Below are 16,934 nucleotides of genomic sequence, written 5' to 3' on the forward strand. Positions count from 1 at the left end.
GGCTTGTGCTCAATCGACTTCGGGTACCGGCAGGGGGTCTTCAATGCCCGCGGCCTTCCTGCGTGCAGTTCTTCGGAGTACCAGCCCGCACAGCGCAGGCAGCACGAACAGCGTCAGTACGGTTGCCGTGGCAAGACCCCCGATAACCACTGTAGCCAGTGGCTTCTGCACTTCGGCGCCCGTACCCGTTGCAATCGCCATCGGGACGAAGCCCAGGGAGGCAACCAGCGCGGTCATAAGAACCGGTCTGACGCGCTCCATTGCACCCAGTTCGACCGCCTCATCTGGCGGAAGCCCCTCGTGCAGGCGTTTCTTGATCGCGGAGATCAGAACCAGGCCGTTGAGCACCGCGACACCAGATACCGCGATGAAGCCCACAGCGGCTGAGATCGAGAAGGGGATTCCTCTCAACGCCAATGCGAAGAATCCACCGGCCAGAGCAAGTGGCACTGCAGTCAGTACCGTACCTGTCAGCAAACCGTTGCCAATCGCCATGTAGAGGACGGCCGCAATGAGGATGAAGCAGAGAGGCACAATGATCGCCAGTCGCTTCGTTGCTGCCTGCAGATTTTGGAACTGCCCGCCCCATTCGATCCAGGAACCGGTGGGCAACTGCACCTGCTGGCCAATAGCCGCCTTGGCGTCGTCAACGAAGCTACCCAGGTCACGCCCGACCACATTCGCTTCCACATAGATTCGACGTTTGCCATTGTCGCGGCTGACTTCGTTCAGACCCTGCGTGAAGCGGAAGCTGACCAATTCACGAAGCGGAACAGACTGACGGCCTTCCTGACTGCCTGGCGGCAGCATGACCGGAACGGCTCCCAGTACATCGAGATCGCTGCGGTCCACACGGGGCAGACGAACCACTACGTCGAAGCGCCGATCACCTTCGAAGATCTGGCCCGCCATGCGACCTGCCAGCGCAGCAGACACTGTGTCGGCCACTTCCTTGACGGTCAGTCCGTAACGGGCGATCGCGGCCCGGTCGAATGCCATGTCAAAGGTCGGGAAGCCTCCCGTTTGCGCCACACGGACATCCGATGCGCCCGGAATCTTCTTGAGGACGCTCGCAATCTTGTCAGCGCTGCCGGCAAGCGCCGTCAGGTCTTCGCCATAGATCTTGACTGCAACGTCGCTACGAACGCCGCCGATCAGCTCATTGAAGCGCATCTCGATGGGCTGGGTGGCGTCATAGTTGTTACCAACAAGAAAGGCTGTCTTCTCTCGAATCCTCTCGATCACCTGCTCTTTGGTCTTCACTCCATCCGGCCATTGGTCCTTGGGCTTGAGGATCACGTAGTTGTCGGACGCGTTGGGCGGCATGGGATCTGCGGCCAGGCTTGCGGTACCGGCCTTGGAGTACACCGTCTGTACCTCCGGCAACGTCATCAGTGCCTTCTCAAGAGGAAGGTCGATGGCGACGGACTGCTCGATCGATGTGGACGGGATGCGAACGGAGGACAGGTTGAGATTCTGCTCATCCAATGTGGGCATGAACTCCCGACCCACAAAGCCAAAGGCCACAACGCCGGCCACCAGGACGCCAAGACCACCGGCCAGGTAGGGCATGGGTTGGCGGATTGCGCTGCGAAGCATCGGCTGATAGCGGCTCTTGGTGGCAGCGACTACCCGTACTTCTTTCTCGGAAATGTGGCCCTTGAGCATGACCGCCACCATCGCCGGAACGAAAGTGAGGGAGAGCACGAATGCAGAGGCCAGCGCCAGCATCAGGGTAATTACCATCGGGGAGAACATCTTTCCCTCGACGCCCTGGAAGGTCAGGCATGGCACGAAGACCAGGAAGATGACCGCCTGCCCATACACGGTCGGGCGGACCATCTCCTTGGACGAGGCGATCGTTTCATGCAGCCGCTCCGATAGATTGAGTGGGCGCCCAAGTGCATGCTGTCGCTCTGCCAAACGGCGCAGCGCGTTCTCGACGATGATGACCGCGCCGTCGATGATCAGGCCAAAGTCGAGCGCACCCAGACTCATCAGGTTGCCAGAGATCCCGAGCTTGTTCATGCCGATCGCGGTGATCAGCAGGGACAACGGAATCACCAATGCAGCAATGACAGCAGCTCGCCAGTTTCCGAGCAATGCAAATAGGATGACCACGACTAGAAGAGCGCCTTCGGCCAGGTTCTTGGCGACGGTCTTGATCGTTGCGACAACCAGCTGGGATCGGTCCAGCGTGGGAACAATCCTCACGCCCGGCGGCATGGTCTTGCCGATCTCCTGCAGCTTGTCACCCACTGCGGCCGCCACAGTTCGGCTGTTGGCGCCAACCAGCATGAGTGCGCTGCCAACGACGGTCTCGTAGCCATTGCGGCTGGCGGCACCGCGGCGGAGCTCACCGTCAACGACCACACGTGCGACGTCTCCCACTGTTACGGGAACTCCGTTGCGATTGCCCACAACGGCACGGGCAATCTCGTCCACGGAGCGGATGCGGGCGTCTGCGCGCACCAGATAGGACTCGCCCGACCTCTGGATGTAGTCTGCTCCGACCGACAGGTTGGCATCCTGCAACGCGTCGGCTAGGTCGGTATAGGAGAACCCGTACTCTGCGAGCTTGCTCGCATTGGGCTCAACGACATACTCCTTGACGTAGCCGCCGAGGCTGTCGACGTCTGCTACGCCCGGCGTCGTGCGCAGCTGAGGCCGCACAATCCAGTCCTGGACTGTGCGCAAGTAGGCCAGACGTGCCATGTTGTCCGTCAGCCGTTCCCCCTGATCAGTCAGGAACGAACCGTCGCTTTGCCAGCCAGGCTTACCATCATTTCGCGGGGCATCTTTGCCATCTGGGTGGGTGAATTCAACGCTGTAGTGGAATACTTCGCCCAACCCGGTCGAAACCGGGCCCATCAGCGGTTCGGCACCCTCCGGCAACTGGGGCCGAGCCTGAGTCAGTCGCTCGGTGACCTGTTGGCGCATGAAGTAGAGGTCTGCGCTCTCATCGAAGATCACCGTGACCTGGCTGAAGCCGTTGCGCGAGAACGACCGGGTGTTCGCGACGCCCCGAAGTCCTGCCATCGCGGTCTCGATCGGGTAGGTAACGCGCTTCTCGACCTCCACTGGACTCAGCGTCGGGATGACGGTGTTGATCTGGACCTGCTTGTTCGTGATATCCGGAGTCACGTCGATCGGTAGCAGGTTCAGTTGCCACCCGCCGATCACCGCAATCACCAGTGTGATGAACAGAACCAGCCAGCGGTGCCGTACGGCACCCGTAAGTACTTGCTCGATCATTACTCGTCTCCGCCCGACTTTTTCATCTCGGCCTTCACCAGAAACGCATTACGGGTAGCAACCGGGGTTCCCGCAGTGACGCCAGAAAGGATCTGCGCCATACCACCGCTACGGAGGCCAATGAAGACCGGCTGTGCAGTGAACCCCTTACTGGTTCTGACGAAGAGGACGTCTTTTCCGTCGATGTTCTGGACCGCCTCTTCCGAGACAGACAGCCCCTCACCCGATCCGGAAGCGGTGACCAGCCGGACCTGCACACCGTCACCCACAACCAATCCGTTCGCCTCTGCGCTCGGGGTGATTACGACTGTGGCAGCCCTTGTCAGCCCACCTACGGCGGCAGCAACTGAACGGACCTTGCCTGAGGTGACGCTTCCGTCGGAGCGGGTAATGGACGCGCTGTCGCCGGCCTTGATCCGACCGGTGTCACCCGCACGAACGGAGGCCTGAATCTCCACGCCATTGGAACCTGTGACCCTATAGAGGGAGGCCTGCGGCTCGACGAAAGCGCCCAGAGTCACTTGCGAGCTGCTGATGGTTCCATCGATAGGGCTGATGACGTTGACGCTACCTCCTCCATCCACATTGGCGGTGCGTGCCACCAGGGCAGCGCGTTGTGCTTCTGCTTGCGCTGTGAGATAAGCGGCGCGACTCGCCTCGGCCTCTTGTCGTGCCAACACGCCCTGTGCGAGCAACGACTCATCGCGCTTGACGTTCTTTTCGGCGAGGGAGAGGCTGGCGCTGGCCACACGAAGGTCAGCCGCAATACGGGCCCCATCAGGGCTGGCTACGCGTGCCAGCACTTCGCCCTTCTTCACCTTGTCGCCCACCTGCCGGATGACATCGGTGACGTTACCGGCCGCACGTGCCACCACGACGGCCTCACCACCGGGGATTGCCACGACCGAACCCGATGCGGTGATGTTCGCCGCTACCTGAGCGGAAGTGACGGGCTCCACCGAGATCCCCGCAGCGGCAACATACTCCTTGGGAATCGCGACTTCCTGAGCCGCCTCCGCCGGCGCACTGGCGCTGGCTTCGTCTTTCGCGGGGTCGACCACCGTCTCTGAAGGGGCGGATAAGCGTGCAATGCCAAATCCTGCGCCAAGCGCCAAGGTAGCCACGCCGATCATCGTCAGGGTGTTAACAGCCGGAATACTTCTCTTCATCTACATGTCTCCAAAGGCAATCTGACCGCTGGCCACGGCGAGCGATGCGTAGGCGGCAACGCGTGCGAGTCGTGCATCCACCACGCTCAGCCTCGCGTCCGTCAGCGTGCGACGGCTAAGCAGCAGCTCAACCAGTGGGGTTCTACCGGCCTCGTATCCCAAGCGCGCCATTCGGTAGGCTTCCGTGGCTGCTTCCTCTCCCTTGGAGGCAGCGATCAGTCCTCGCTTGGCGGCGTCAACACGCGCAAGCGCAGTCGCACGGTCCGCCTGGCTCTGGAGGCGTGCGGCATCCAATCGAGCACGGGCGGCGTCGCTCCGTGCTCGAGCCGCGCTGATCCCGCCACTGTTCCGGTCAAACAATGGGATGCTCAGAGACACGCCGACGACCAATGCGTCCCCACCGGCGGCGAAGTTGCGACGGCCTGCGGTGAGGTTCAGGTCCGGTGCCCGCTTGAAGCGTTCAGTGCGCAGAACCGCATCGCTCGCGTCGACGTCTGCCTTCGCAGACAGGACAGATGCCGAATCGACGTTCGCAATTGCGGGCGCAACCCACTCGCGCACCAGGAGTGACTCGGACGTGCCTGAGTAGGGTTCCGCTCTTCCCGCCAGTACTGACAGTTGCTCGAGAGCTGCAGCCGCCTCTGCCTCTCTTGAGGCGGCAATCGCTTCTGCTGAGCTCAAGCCTGCCTGGGCTTGTGCTACGCGCAGGCTGGCCTCCTTTCCTGCGTCAACCAGCGCCTGAGCTGCCTTCAGGTCGCCTCTGGCGCGATCAACATCTTCGGCAGCAATGTCGCGCCGTATCAGCCCAGCTTCGGAAGACGCGTAGGCAACAGCCAAGGCTGCGGCGAATTCGACTTGCGCCTGGTGCTGGCGAGCTTCGGCCGCCTGCAGCCCTTTCTCTCCCGCCTGGATTCGAGCCCCACGTTGGCCAAAGATCTCGAGTGGCTGGCTGATGGTGTAGGTCGTCTGCCGCTGGCTCGCGCCATTGCTGGGGGGAGCGTTGAGATTCTCTGCGAGGGCATCAATGGTGGGGTTACGTAGCGCTCGCGCTTGGCGGGCTTCGCCCGCAGCGGCAGCTGTGTCGAACCCCTTTTCCTGAAGGAAGGGGGATTGGGCCCTGCTCTGCTCGAGCAACGCGCTGAAGTTCGGGGCGTCCGAGGCATAGGCCGCAGAGATACTGGTCAGGGCCAGCATCACCGTCAGGGCAAGCAATGATGGTTTCATGAGGATCCGGTGCAGTGGGGCCGCAATCTCGGCCGTCTTTCTGCACTACGCGGCCTGCGCGGCCTTCCCCTCGAATCCGGCGAAAATTTATTTCCCGCGGCTCAGTGCATCTGTCAGTTTGGCCCGCGCTCTCAGGACGCGACCCTCTATCGTTTTGAGACTGATACCCAGGGCGGAAGCTGCTTCAACCTGGGAAAGGCCGACGAAGGCAGTCAGAACCAGAGCTTCACGCAGGCTCGGGTCGATCGTGTTGAGAACCCTTCTTACTTCTGCGAGCTCAAGCTGAGAACCGGCAACCTGCTCTGGCCCGGCCTGCTCGGAATGCAGGGCGCGTCCTTCCTCATCATCCAAAGGCTTGGCCCGAAACAGGAAGTGGCGGACGCGTCGAAACCGTTGCGTATCACGAACCTTGTTGATTCCAATACGCATCAGCCAAGGAAGTACCGAGCGCGTCGGATCGTACTCTGACAGGCCTCGCCAAGCGGCAACGAATGTCTCCTGCACGACATCATCGACGTCGGTTTCGGGCAGACCCATGCCTCGAACCATCTGCTTGATTGCTGGCGAGTGACGGCGGACCAGGCGAGCGAAGGCCTCAGCATCACCCGCCGCAGCTTCAACTGCCCAGTTGTTGTCGTCCTCGATGGTCACAACGTTTGTGGGGCTCAGGGAGAGTCGGTGCGAAGTGCTTCAAGGAGTGCCTTGTCGTAGGCCGGCCGGTGCTCGGGTTTCAAGCCCTCGCGCATCTCGAACACATGCTCGAGCGTGATGCGCTGGAGATCGCCCGCAGCCCGCTCCACCTCACGACTTGCACGTTCCACCTGGGGGTTCCATTTGGGGTCAGCCGCGATGGCGTCCGCCAGCTGGCGGTTGGCAATCCGCAGGCGCGCTTCGATCTCACCTCGCCTTGTTGCGAACAGCTGTTCCTTGGCCTGGAGGATCTGCTTCTCCGAGTCGTCCAGAGGCACCACGGCGTGAAGGCGTTCATGGAGATCGCTGTGCCCAGGATTGAGCGAGTGCCAGATCCAGCCGATAGCCAGCGCGCACACTACGCCAATGATGGCGCCAGCGATTGTTGCCAGCGGCAGCCTCATGAGGGGTCCGATTGCCATCAGCGTTCCACCAGTAGAGCGTATGGGGACATGGAAGCTGGGGCCGCGACCCATGTCGGGCGCGAGGGTGCCTGGGTGACAAAGAAGGCGGAGCCTACTCCTCCGCAGGTAAGCACCGCCGCGAGCGCCGCGCATGCGAGTGCCCGGCGGAACTCTCGCTTACCGGCCCATTGCGAAGGGGAAGCTTCCTGGGACAGGCGTCGGACCAGGCTATCGGTGGCCCGATCATGGCCGTCTGGCCTTGTAGCTGCCGAGGCTCTGGACAGCCAATCGTCTAGATCATTCATGTGGAGATCTCCTCATCCTTCCCTACTTATACGCCTGCCGTGGGGAGATCCCCTCAAACCTCTGATTGCTGACCTCCCCGCGGGTTCTCAGATTCACCGATGAGCACCGGGGCGAAGCTGATCCGGCACTGGGAGGTTCACAGGTCTGGACGTGATTAGTGCCGTGTCAAGAGTTCAGAACGGATGCTTCAGCGCACACGGTTCTAGAGCATCCGAGAAGCCCAGTGAAGAAGGAAGCGCTCTTGCTCCGCCGTTTCCACGGCTCCGGGACGAGCACTCCGAACTCTGGCCATAGCTTCTTCAGCGCTTAGGCATGATCTGCTCTCGAGCAGTAGCATCGAAGCCACGGTGCCCGCTCTGCCAAGCCCTCCTTTGCAATGAACGACTACTTTGTCACCGCGGAGCAAATCGTCAGTGAGGACGGGGCCTAGTCGTGTCCACTCGTCCAAGAACTGAGGATCCGGCGCTTCTCCATCACGAATCGGAAGACCATGCCAGTGCAGGCCATGAGCGCGCGCGCGTTCGGGTAGCGACCCTATCCCGAGATCGTCGAACTCCCACGGTTCAATCAAGGAAAGCAGATGGCGACATCCCCAAGCTGAGACGGACGCTAGATCGAGCTCGAGATCTCTACACCACGAGCCCGTCATTGCAACTTTCTGATGCTTACCGGGGGCAAAGGTAACGCCTATGGTTCCTCCGTTGGCACCGACGGAAAGTCCCGCAATCTGCAACGGATGAGACAAGCTAGTTCTGTGCACAGAATCCTCGAGTATTGGGGGCTGGCGGTGTCTCACTGCGGCGTCCGAAGATTGCATCCACGGCACACTCCATCCACTAAGGCCGCGCCTTGGGCTTTGTGCTGCCTGGATTGAGGCGCTCCTCAAGACGCTGGATCACCAGCTGCAGCCCCTCGTCTCCATCAGAATATGGTGCAGCGAAGAGAGGGGCTTCAATCCAGAGGAAGTGTTGGCCGGGATGCACGTAGGCCCCGTGATCATCCAGCAACAGTGCCTCGCCAAGTTCTGCCGAAACGAATCGAAGGTCCTTCGTCGGACCGTCCCATTCGATGTATGGGAGATGTTGAGACCATTCGGGAGCGCGTCCCTCCAGCACCAAGAGGGATGTAATCTCTGCAACAACCTTTTGGGGTACAGAGGTGAACATGACGATCCGATTGAAGGTGCTGCTGGCATAGTTTAGGAACTCCATCAGGCCGGGTCGGGGTATTTGACTGACGGCATTGGAGATAAGTGTTCCCTCAAGGTCCAGTGCAAGAATGATTGGACGCATCTATCAAGTCTCGTGATTCTTGGTTCAGCTGAGCCAGGGAAGTGGGTAATCGAGGGCCTCTGTTTTGACTAGATTTCGCCCAAGGATGGAGCTGCAAGCCAGTAGTCATCGCCTATCTTCAGTATGCTTTCCAGCGCTACATCGATCATCAGTGGTCGTCGCCAACCTGTGTCAGGAAGGAAGCAATAGTCGGTTCTTCGAAGTTCACCCGCGGCCGCCTTTACTACCAGCCAGCGCGTCCTCCTTCGCATCTCTCGGGAAAGCACTTCTAGTGCGGCGTCCTCGTTGCCACCGCTACTAAGGAACTGGCTCGCTGCTCCCCTTACAGATGACCAGAGCACGTATCGTTTCCGCCCCAGGCTCAGACGAGTCCACTCCTCATCCTGACTTCTCAGGATTTCATCTACGCGGTGCACTCCGATACGGTGACGGCGCAGCAATGATGTGAGATAGGCGCTTGCCTCTCGATCCGCTAGCTGGCGCCAGATCCAAAGTCTTGCGTGTTTATCAAGCGTCGGGCGCCAAGCATCAAGCATCCCCTTGAGCGCTGCATCAAGGTCATCAGGAAGAATCAGGTCATCGACGTAGGACCAACTGACCGGTTCGTAGAGAGAGCGCTTAACGGCTCCGTTGCCTGAACTGGAACCGGTCACAACACCTGCGCTTTTTAGGAATTGCAGGAGTTGCTGGGCGACAGCAGGGTCTGAGGAAACGGGCGCGCTAACGGAAGTGGAGCGTTCAAGCGCACACCAGGCGCAGGTGTAGAAAGGACCAAGCGATACGACAAGTGAGTCGAGCTCGGGCCACGAAGGAAGGAGGGTCTGTTGGCTACGGCCATAGATCACTCGATCCCCGGCAAATTAACCAGTCCGGATGCTACCAAGGCGGCACGATGTCGTCTACATGATTTTCATGTATGCCGTGCCCCGGTCATAGATTTCCATCCGCTCCTTGAGGCGGACCGGATGGCTACGAAGACGATCTATCAGAACCCGTACCTCCGTTTGGTCGGAAAGCTTCGGGAGCATCGGGAGATCTTGGGCATCAGTCAGACTCAGCTTGCTGCCCATCTGGGGTGGCCCCAACAGCGCATTTCTTCAATAGAGTCTGGATCACGTCGTCTAGACGTTCTCGAATTCTGCCAAATGGCATCTGCGCTGGGTGTCTCTCCAGCTGAGGTGTCTGATCTGATCTGCAAGGCTCTAAAGGCAGTGCGAGTCTCGAGGATCAATTGACAAGGCTCACATAAGTCGAAAGTCTTATTTCAAGCATAAGTAATTGATTTATATGCTTTAAATAAGTTTTCCGTTGTTATTTAGTACGTCAGCAGCAAATAGGTCCGGCTGGTGCCGGCCGCTGGCCGGCAACCCCACGAACCTGGTAGTGCCGGCCGCTGGCCGGCAACGGCACGAACCCCGGTAGTGCCGGCCGCTGGCCGGCAACCGCACGAACCCCGGTAGTGCCGGCCGCTGGCCGGCAACCGCATGAACCCCGGTAGTGCCGGCCGCTGGCCGGCAACCCTGGAAACCGGAGGCGACCCCACGCCGCCCCCGGTGCCCTGCCTTCAGTACTCGATCCAGGCATCACGCCAGGCAGAGCCGGTACCCGGGCGGTAGGCCTCTGCATTGATGTTGCATCAGGCGCCTTCCGGGAACGGGCGGCAGGCATACAGCTTGCCGTTGGTGCCCTTCACCACGGTCTGGCCCGGCGTGTAGCTGCCGATACCCGCGGGGTATACGAAGTCGTAGTCGTCAGCCGGCGGCGGATCGATCGGATCGACCGGATCCGGCACGCGGGTATCGAGCTGGAACAGGTGGCCTGGCTTCAGATAGACGCGGTTCCCGGTAGCCGAGGCGACGGGCGTGATCACGCCGTTCTTCATCACCCCCACGCGCGCCTGCTGCGCAGTGCCATTGACCTTGTGGGCCAGTGCCAGCGGCCACTGGTTCGCAGCGGTCTGGCCGGCGGCAAGGGTGATCTGCGGGCTTTCCAGATCGTTGCCCTGGGCGTTGAAGACCCGCAGGGTCAGGACGGTGCCCACGTCCAGCGCACCACGGGCAGTGACCGGACCCGCGTCCTGCCACTGCGGCGGCGGGGTCACACCACCGCCCCCCTCGAAGCGCACGTCTGCGCAGGTATAGAACGCCTCGCCCGAATCCGAGCGCTGCCAGGTGTTGTAGATGATGTGCTGGCCGCTGCGCTTGGGTAGCGGGCAGTCCAGCTTGTAGACGTCACCGGAGACCGGCACGTTGCCCAGCGTGCAGAATTCCTGCAGGTCGGCCCAGCGCAGCGGGCTGCCTGGTTGCCAGCCATCGCGGGTGACATAGAACTTCCACTCGCGGGTGGCATGCGGGGCCGGCGCCTTGAACTCGAACGTGTAGCGGCCACGGGCGTCGGCTCGGATCGGCGAGGTCTGCCAGTCACTGCGGTTCAGATCCAGGCCGCGGTACTTGCTGTTGCCGCCGCTGCACAACTCGCCATCGGGCACGACGGCCTGGTGGTTGCCATGGGCCTCGGCCTGGTTGATCCCGGCCCAGTCATAGAACGGTTGCGCACCACCGATGGCCTTGGCGGCAGCGCAGGCGGGGTTGGTCGGATTTTCGGGATTGCCCTGGTAACAGGCATAGACACGGCTGGCGGGTTTGGACAGGGTGCCGTGGGCGAACGCGCTGCCAGAGGTGGCAATGCCTGCGATCACAGACAGCGCGATGACGGTCCGGTGTGACAGATGCATGGAGATCTCCTGTGGGTGGTGAAACCCCGCGAAGTCTCGACATCCCGCCCGCCCGCATCCATCGGATTACGTTGAAAAAAGCATCGCGTGGTTGCATATGGGAACGGCTTCACACTCACGCGCTGGCGCGTCTCACGCTATGCAGGGAACGGCGCTCTGCCACCGTTCCCTGTACCCGGTCTCAGTATGCAATCCACGCATCGCGCCAGGCCGCACCCACACCCGGCCGGTACGCCTCGGCGTTGACGTTGCACCATGCACCTTCCGGGAACGGGCGGCAGGCGTACAGCTTGCCGTCGCTGCCCTTCACCACGGTCTGGCCCGGCACATAGCTGCCGATGCCCGCCGGGTACACGTGGTCGAAATCACCGCCCGGTGACGGTGTACCCGGGTCGGGCACCTGGGTATCGAGCTGGAAGCGGTTGCCGTCCTTCAGGTACACGCGGTTGTCGGTGGCCGAGGCGGTCGGCGTGATCACGCCATTGGCAAGCACGCCCACGCGCGCGTGCTGGGCACTGGCATTGACCTTGCGGGCGAGCACCAACGGCCACTGCGCGGGTGCGGTCTGGCCGCTGGCCAGGGTGGCCTCCACACGTTCGACGTCATTGCCGTTGGCGTTGAACACGCGCAGCGCCAGCGTCGTGCCAACCGGCAGCTCACTGCGTGCAGTGACCGGGCCGGCGTCCTGCCATTGCGGTGCCGGTGCGGCCCCTCCGCCTCCCTGGAAGCGCACGTCCATGCAGGTATAGAACGCCTCGGTCGAATCCGAGCGCTGCCAGGTGTTGTAGATCACATGCTGGCCGGTGCGCTGCGGCAACGTGCACTGAAGCTTGTAGGTGCCGTCGGCCGACAGCGGCGTATTGCCCAGCGTGCAGAACTCCTGCAGGTCGGCCCAGCGCAGCGGGCTGCCCGGCTGCCAGCCTTCGCGGGTGACGAAGAAGCGCCAGTCGCGCGTGGCGTGTGGTGCGGTCGCCTTGAACACGAAAGTGAACTTTCCATTGGCATCGGCCTGGATCGGCGTGGTCTGCCAGTCACTGCGGTTCACGTCCAGGCCGCGGAAGGTCGGGTTGTTGCCGCTGCACAGCTTCCCGTCGGGCACCACGGCCTGATGGTTGCCGTTGGCGTTGGCCTGGTTGATGCCGTTCCAGTCGTAGAACGCCTGTGAACCGCCGATGGCCTTGGCCGCGGCACAGGCCGGGTTGGTCGGGTTCTCGGGATTGCCCTGGAAGCAGGCATAGACGCGGCTGACCGGCGTGGTCATCGTGCCGTGGGCGAACGCGCTGCCGGCCAGGCACAGGCCCGCAGCGGCGAACGAGGTGGCCAGCAACAGCGGTGTGGATCGGAATGACATGGCGCATCCTTGTGGTCGTCGAAAGGGAACGGTGACCGCAGGAGCTGCGCTGCGCGGCGGACTTTCGGCGGCACCACGGCGAGTATCGAGTCGCACTGCAGGCGACGGAACCATCGCAGTGCCGATCCGTGACTGCGCATGTGAAGCCCTTCCCGCAGGCTTCACGCAGGGCTGAACGGATGCGCTGGACGTCACGTGACCGGCGTGGCATCGATCACGTCATGGAGATCACGCGACGCAGTCCCGGTAGCCACGCGATCTGCCTGGCACGAGAAACAGCCATGCGCCGCGTTGTGCAGCTGCACGAACGCCACCGACGGGTCGGCAAACAGTGCATCCAGGTGGTCGGCCACCTCGGTGCCCGCGCAGACCTGGGCACCGCACATCAGCGCGGCGTGGTCATAGGCACGCATCGAGATCATCCGGCGCTGCACATACGGGGGCACCTCGCCCGGCGGCAGGACGCAACGGGTCACGCCGCGCTGCACGAAGATCGGGCCGGCGGCGCGGTACGGCGAATGCAGCGGCAGGTGGACGTGGGACAGCAGGAGCAGCTCGCTGCCAGGCGCGGGATCGCTCAGGCTGATCCGGCAGGGATGTCCGCCGTTGGCGCCGGCCCAGCGACGCTGGATGCCGAGCGTGGCGAGCGCGCTGTCGCTCATCTCGAACAGGTGCAGGAAAGGGCGGTGGTCGATGCCGCCGAGGTACCACGCGTGCATGGGCGTCTCCTTGGGTTTTCCGCGGATTGTGCGCATGCGCCGGTCGCCGTGCTCGCCGTTTTCAGACCCCGCATCGCCGTCGGGCCGGAACACTGGCCCTTGGGGTGCTGCTGGCCGCCGCCGATGCCGCCCTGCACGGGCCAAGGCCGAGCGCGGGACTGCCAGGTCTGCGCGCCGTCGGCGGCGGATTCGTCATTGCCCATCGCCGTCGGCGCGTTGCCCGTGTAAGTTGGGTCACATCTTCCGCGGCAGCCCGTCGTGGTCGACAGGAACGTCCTCCAGGGGAAACGAGCACGATGCAAAGACACCACCTCGCGCTGGCCGGGATGCTGGCCAGCCTGATGCTTGCCGGGTGCAGCCAACCGCCGCCGGCCGCCGCCGGAAGCGCCAGCGATGCACCCAGCCGCCGCTTCGGCACGATCGACTTCCAGCCCTGCACGTTGTCCACCGAAGGCGCCAGCGCCAACGTGGAGGCGCAGTGCGCCACCCTGCAGGTGCCGGAGAACCGGGCCCAGCCCGATGGCCGCCGGATCGGCCTGCGCATCGCCTGGCTGGAATCGGGCAGCAGCGGCGCCAGCCAGCCCGACCCGGTGTTCTTCCTGGCCGGCGGCCCCGGCCAGGCGGCCAGCGAGGTGGCGGTCATCGTCGATACCGCACTGCGCCAGGTGCGCAAGCAGCGCGACGTGTTCCTGATCGACCAGCGCGGCACCGGCGGCTCCAACCCGCTCAGCTGCCTGGGCGCGGACGGCAAGCCGCTGCAGATGGACGAGGATGCCGCGCCTTCCGAGGCATCGCTGCGCGACTACGCCCAGCGCTGCGCCGCATCGCTGCAGGGGCGTGCCGATGCGCGCTTCTACACCACCACCGAGGCGATCGCCGATCTGGATGCGGTGCGTGCGGCGCTCGGTGTGGACCAGCTCAACCTGGTTGGCGGCTCCTACGGTACCCGCGTGGCCCAGCGCTATGCCGGGGCCTATCCGCAGCACACCCGCAGCATCGTCATCGATGGCGTGGTACCGAACGAGCTGGTGGTCGGTGGCGACTTCGCGACTACCTTCGAGGATGCGATCGCCCTGCAGTCGGCGCAGTGCCGCAAGGATGCCGCGTGCAGCAAGCGTTTCCCGACCGACACCCGCGTGCAGCTGCGCAGCGTGGTCGACACCCTGCGCCGTGCACCGGTCTCGGTCGAGTATCGCGACCCGGGTACCAACGCACCCCGGCAGGATGTCCTGACGCCGGACAGCGTGGTCGGCCTGGCCTTCGCCTTCTCCTACGTGCCGCAGTATTCCTCGCTGCTGCCACTGGTGCTGGATGAAGCCGCACACGGGCGCTATGCCCCGTTGGCATCGCTGGCGCGCGGCGCGAACCGCAGCATGGATTTCCAGATCAACCGCGGCATGCAGTGGTCGGTGATCTGCAGCGAGGATGCGCCGCGCTACCACGCGCCGGCCGAGGACCCAGAGCGGCTGTTCGGCAATGAAGTGGCCAGCGCCTTCTTCGCCGCCTGCCCGGTGTGGCCGCACCGTCCGGCACCGGCAACCGATGCCGTGCCGCTGCGCAGCGACGTGCCGGCACTGCTGTTGTCCGGTGAGCTGGACCCGGTGACCCCCCCGCGCTACGCCGCACAGGTGCTCAAGGGCCTGCCCAATGGCCGTGCGCTGGTCGCCCGTGGCCAGGGCCATGGCACGTTGACCGCCGGCTGCATGCCGCGGCTGCTCGGCCAGTTCATCGACAAGACCGATGCCAAGGCGCTGGATGCCGGCTGCCTGGACACGCTGAGCTACGTGCCGGCGTTCACCTCGTTCAACGGATGGGAACCATGATCGTCGCCGACAACCTGCACAAGGCCTTCGATACCCGCACGGGCCGCATCCAGGCGGTCGCCAACGTCGGCTTCCGCGCCGGCGATGGGCAGATCACCGGCCTGCTCGGCCCCAACGGTGCCGGCAAGACCACCACCATGCGCATGCTCTACACGCTGATGACCCCTGACCAGGGCAGCATCAGCGTCGATGGCATCGATGCCGCCGGCAATCCGGTGGAGGTACGTCGCCACCTGGGCGTACTGCCCGATGCGCGCGGCGTCTACAAGCGTCTGACCGCGCGCGAGAACATCGCCTACTTCGGCGAGCTGCATGGCCTGTCGGCCGAGCGCATCCGCGAACGCATCGAGGTGCTGTCGCACGCGCTGGACATGGGCGACATCCTCGACCGGCAGACCGATGGCTTCTCGCAGGGCCAGCGCACCAAGACCGCGATTGCCCGCGCGCTGGTGCACGATCCGCGCAACGTCATCCTCGACGAACCGACCAACGGCCTGGACGTGATGACCACGCGCGCGCTGCGCCGCTTCCTGCTGGGCCTGCGCGAAGAGGGTCGCTGCGTGATCCTGTCCAGCCACATCATGCAGGAGGTGGGCGCGTTGTGTGACCACATCGTGATCATCGCCAAGGGCACGGTGATGGCCGCGGGCAGCGCCGATGATCTGCGTGCGCAGGCCGGTGAAGCCAATCTTGAGGACGCGTTCGTGAAACTGATCGGCAGCGAAGAGGGCCTGCACGCATGAGCATGATGTCGACCCTGATGACGGTGATGCGCAAGGAACTGCGCGACCTGTCGCGTGACCGCCGCACGCTGCTGCTGACCCTGCTGTTCGGGCCGCTGCTGTACCCGGTGCTGCTGCTGGGCATGGGCAAGCTGGCCGAGAGCCGGGTGCGCACCCAGATCGAGGAGCCGTTGCAGATCCCGACGATCGGCGCGGAGAACGCGCCGAACCTGGTGCGCTTCCTCGCCGCACAGGGCCTCAATGCCGCACCGGCGCCGAAGGACCTGGCCGAGGCCATCCGCAGCCAGGATATCGATGTGGCGCTGCGCATCAGCGGGGACTTCGGCAAGGACTGGGCCGAGGGCAAGCCGGCGCTGGTGGAGGTGATCAAGGACAGCACGCGTCGCGCGGCCGAGGTACCCAGTGCACGCCTGGAGGCGGCGCTGGCCACCTACAACGGCCAGGTCGGTGCCTTGCGCCTGATGGCACGCGGCATCGATGCACAGGTGGCACGCCCGCTGGACGTGGCGCGCCAGGACCTGGCCAGTGCCGAGGCCAAGCGCGGCATGATCCTGTCGATGCTGCTGCCGGTACTGCTGACGCTGACCTCGTTCATCGGGGGTGCCTACCTGGTGATGGACGCCACCGCCGGCGAGCGCGAGCGGCAGTCGCTGGAACCCCTGCTGGCCACGCCGGGCTCGCGCAGCGCGATCGTCAGCGGCAAGATCGCCGCCGCCTGCGTGGTCGGTTTCGTGTCGCTGCTGCTGACCCTGGTCGCGTTCAAGGTGAGCGCGCAGATCGCACCCGGCAACATCGGCCGCCAGTTCAACATGAACGTCGGCTCGATGCTGCAGATGTTGCTGGTGATGCTGCCGATGCTGCTGATCGGTACCTCGCTGCTGACCTTCCTGTCGGCCGCGGCCAAGAGCATGAAGGAAGCACAGAGCCACATGACCTGGCTGATGCTGCTGCCGATGCTGCCCGGCTACGCACTGGTGGCCTATCCGCTGAAGAGCGAGATGTGGCAGTACGCCGTGCCGTTCCTGTCGCAGAACCAGATGCTGCTGAAGGTGATCCGCCACGAGACCATCACCCCGACGGTCTGGGCGATCTACCTCGGTGCCAGCCTCGGCTTGGCCGCCGTGCTGTGGTTCGCCGCCGTGCGCCGCTACCACAACGAGCGCCTGGCCATCTCCGGCTGACCCCAAAAAGGGGACGGAGGGGATTAAGGAAGGTCTGAACAAC

Annotated in this window: 14 protein-coding genes and 1 pseudogene; 4 read left to right on the forward strand and 11 right to left on the reverse strand. The window is 63.5% G+C overall.

Translation table 11 applies throughout. The annotated features are described in order from the left end of the window. Positions 1–9: 9 nt before the first annotated feature. The 8 genes from J3A72_RS03420 to J3A72_RS03460 all read right to left on the reverse strand — a co-directional run bounded on the left by J3A72_RS03420 (position 10) and on the right by J3A72_RS03460 (position 9,185). Positions 10–3,255, reverse strand: a complete 3,246-nt coding sequence (locus tag J3A72_RS03420; RefSeq protein ID WP_008266162.1) for a CusA/CzcA family heavy metal efflux RND transporter — start codon at positions 3,253–3,255, stop codon at positions 10–12. Continuing rightward, entirely contained in the window at positions 3,255–4,424 is a 1,170-nt protein-coding gene (locus J3A72_RS03425; RefSeq protein WP_032961315.1) for an efflux RND transporter periplasmic adaptor subunit, read from the reverse strand. Before J3A72_RS03425 ends, J3A72_RS03420 begins: the two co-directional genes overlap by 1 nt. Further along, entirely contained in the window at positions 4,425–5,648 is a 1,224-nt protein-coding gene (locus J3A72_RS03430; protein WP_008266451.1) for a TolC family protein, read from the reverse strand. An 87-nt stretch (positions 5,649–5,735) separates the two neighbouring features. Then, entirely contained in the window at positions 5,736–6,299 is a 564-nt protein-coding gene (locus J3A72_RS03435) for a sigma-70 family RNA polymerase sigma factor (protein WP_049400889.1), read from the reverse strand. A gap of 14 nt (positions 6,300–6,313) precedes the next feature. Beyond that, the gene (locus tag J3A72_RS03440; protein ID WP_087786541.1) at positions 6,314–6,742 is read right to left on the reverse strand and encodes a periplasmic heavy metal sensor; all 429 of its coding nucleotides are present in this window, start codon (positions 6,740–6,742) and stop codon (positions 6,314–6,316) included. A 508-nt stretch (positions 6,743–7,250) separates the two neighbouring features. Beyond that, on the reverse strand, positions 7,251–7,865 hold the full coding sequence (locus J3A72_RS03450; protein WP_162838411.1) for a cyclin-dependent kinase inhibitor 3 family protein: 615 nt from the start codon (positions 7,863–7,865) through the stop codon (positions 7,251–7,253). 19 nt (positions 7,866–7,884) lie between these two features. After that, positions 7,885–8,340: an NIF family HAD-type phosphatase gene (locus J3A72_RS03455; protein ID WP_032961321.1), complete on the reverse strand. Its 456-nt coding sequence runs from the start codon at positions 8,338–8,340 to the stop codon at positions 7,885–7,887. 68 nt (positions 8,341–8,408) lie between these two features. Continuing rightward, positions 8,409–9,185 carry a hypothetical protein gene (locus tag J3A72_RS03460; RefSeq protein WP_125899104.1) on the reverse strand — a complete coding sequence of 259 codons (777 nt, stop codon included), beginning with the start codon at positions 9,183–9,185 and terminating at the stop codon, positions 8,409–8,411. A gap of 120 nt (positions 9,186–9,305) precedes the next feature. Here J3A72_RS03460 and J3A72_RS03465 point away from each other — a divergent pair, with 120 nt between their 5' ends. Further along, positions 9,306–9,575, forward strand: coding sequence for a helix-turn-helix transcriptional regulator (locus J3A72_RS03465; RefSeq protein WP_075075810.1), 270 nt, complete (start codon positions 9,306–9,308; stop codon positions 9,573–9,575). 329 nt (positions 9,576–9,904) lie between these two features. On the opposite strand, the pseudogene J3A72_RS03470 reads toward J3A72_RS03465, so the two are convergent. From J3A72_RS03470 to J3A72_RS03480, 3 genes and pseudogenes are all read right to left on the reverse strand, one after another. Further along, positions 9,905–11,074: pseudogene (locus tag J3A72_RS03470) on the reverse strand (lytic polysaccharide monooxygenase). A 181-nt stretch (positions 11,075–11,255) separates the two neighbouring features. Further along, entirely contained in the window at positions 11,256–12,425 is a 1,170-nt protein-coding gene (locus tag J3A72_RS03475) for a lytic polysaccharide monooxygenase (protein ID WP_049404906.1), read from the reverse strand. 191 nt (positions 12,426–12,616) lie between these two features. Continuing rightward, the gene (locus tag J3A72_RS03480) at positions 12,617–13,144 is read right to left on the reverse strand and encodes a DUF1203 domain-containing protein (protein ID WP_032959047.1); all 528 of its coding nucleotides are present in this window, start codon (positions 13,142–13,144) and stop codon (positions 12,617–12,619) included. Positions 13,145–13,440: 296 nt separating this feature from the next. On the opposite strand from J3A72_RS03480, the gene J3A72_RS03485 reads away from it, so the two are divergent. Genes J3A72_RS03485 through J3A72_RS03495 form a run of 3 tightly spaced genes read left to right on the forward strand, consistent with a single transcriptional unit; the run spans position 13,441 to position 16,891 of the window. Next, positions 13,441–14,967: an alpha/beta hydrolase gene (locus J3A72_RS03485; RefSeq protein WP_075075809.1), complete on the forward strand. Its 1,527-nt coding sequence runs from the start codon at positions 13,441–13,443 to the stop codon at positions 14,965–14,967. Beyond that, positions 14,964–15,710, forward strand: coding sequence for an ATP-binding cassette domain-containing protein (locus J3A72_RS03490; RefSeq protein ID WP_046433110.1), 747 nt, complete (start codon positions 14,964–14,966; stop codon positions 15,708–15,710). The genes J3A72_RS03485 and J3A72_RS03490 overlap by 4 nt, the downstream gene beginning before the upstream one ends. Then, a complete protein-coding gene (locus J3A72_RS03495; RefSeq protein WP_049404907.1) occupies positions 15,707–16,891 on the forward strand; it encodes an ABC transporter permease in 1,185 nt (394 codons plus the stop codon). Before J3A72_RS03490 ends, J3A72_RS03495 begins: the two co-directional genes overlap by 4 nt. Positions 16,892–16,934 lie beyond the last annotated feature (43 nt).

The sequence above is a fragment of the Stenotrophomonas sp. PvP093 genome (assembly GCF_017876915.1).
Lineage (GTDB): Bacteria > Pseudomonadota > Gammaproteobacteria > Xanthomonadales > Xanthomonadaceae > Stenotrophomonas > Stenotrophomonas muris.

What these genes read in the sequence shown, in the direction of transcription:
- J3A72_RS03420 (WP_008266162.1), bottom strand. Translation starts at nt 3,255, where the DNA reads ATGATCGAGCAAGTACTTACGGGTGCCGTACGGCACCGCTGGCTGGTT.
- J3A72_RS03425 (WP_032961315.1), bottom strand. Translation starts at nt 4,424, where the DNA reads ATGAAGAGAAGTATTCCGGCTGTTAACACCCTGACGATGATCGGCGTG.
- J3A72_RS03430 (WP_008266451.1), bottom strand. Translation starts at nt 5,648, where the DNA reads ATGAAACCATCATTGCTTGCCCTGACGGTGATGCTGGCCCTGACCAGT.
- J3A72_RS03440 (WP_087786541.1), bottom strand. Translation starts at nt 6,742, where the DNA reads ATGAGGCTGCCGCTGGCAACAATCGCTGGCGCCATCATTGGCGTAGTG.
- J3A72_RS03450 (WP_162838411.1), bottom strand. Translation starts at nt 7,865, where the DNA reads ATGCAATCTTCGGACGCCGCAGTGAGACACCGCCAGCCCCCAATACTC.
- J3A72_RS03455 (WP_032961321.1), bottom strand. Translation starts at nt 8,340, where the DNA reads ATGCGTCCAATCATTCTTGCACTGGACCTTGAGGGAACACTTATCTCC.
- J3A72_RS03465 (WP_075075810.1), top strand. Translation starts at nt 9,306, where the DNA reads ATGGCTACGAAGACGATCTATCAGAACCCGTACCTCCGTTTGGTCGGA.
- J3A72_RS03475 (WP_049404906.1), bottom strand. Translation starts at nt 12,425, where the DNA reads ATGTCATTCCGATCCACACCGCTGTTGCTGGCCACCTCGTTCGCCGCT.
- J3A72_RS03480 (WP_032959047.1), bottom strand. Translation starts at nt 13,144, where the DNA reads ATGCACGCGTGGTACCTCGGCGGCATCGACCACCGCCCTTTCCTGCAC.
- J3A72_RS03485 (WP_075075809.1), top strand. Translation starts at nt 13,441, where the DNA reads ATGCAAAGACACCACCTCGCGCTGGCCGGGATGCTGGCCAGCCTGATG.
- J3A72_RS03490 (WP_046433110.1), top strand. Translation starts at nt 14,964, where the DNA reads ATGATCGTCGCCGACAACCTGCACAAGGCCTTCGATACCCGCACGGGC.
- J3A72_RS03495 (WP_049404907.1), top strand. Translation starts at nt 15,707, where the DNA reads ATGAGCATGATGTCGACCCTGATGACGGTGATGCGCAAGGAACTGCGC.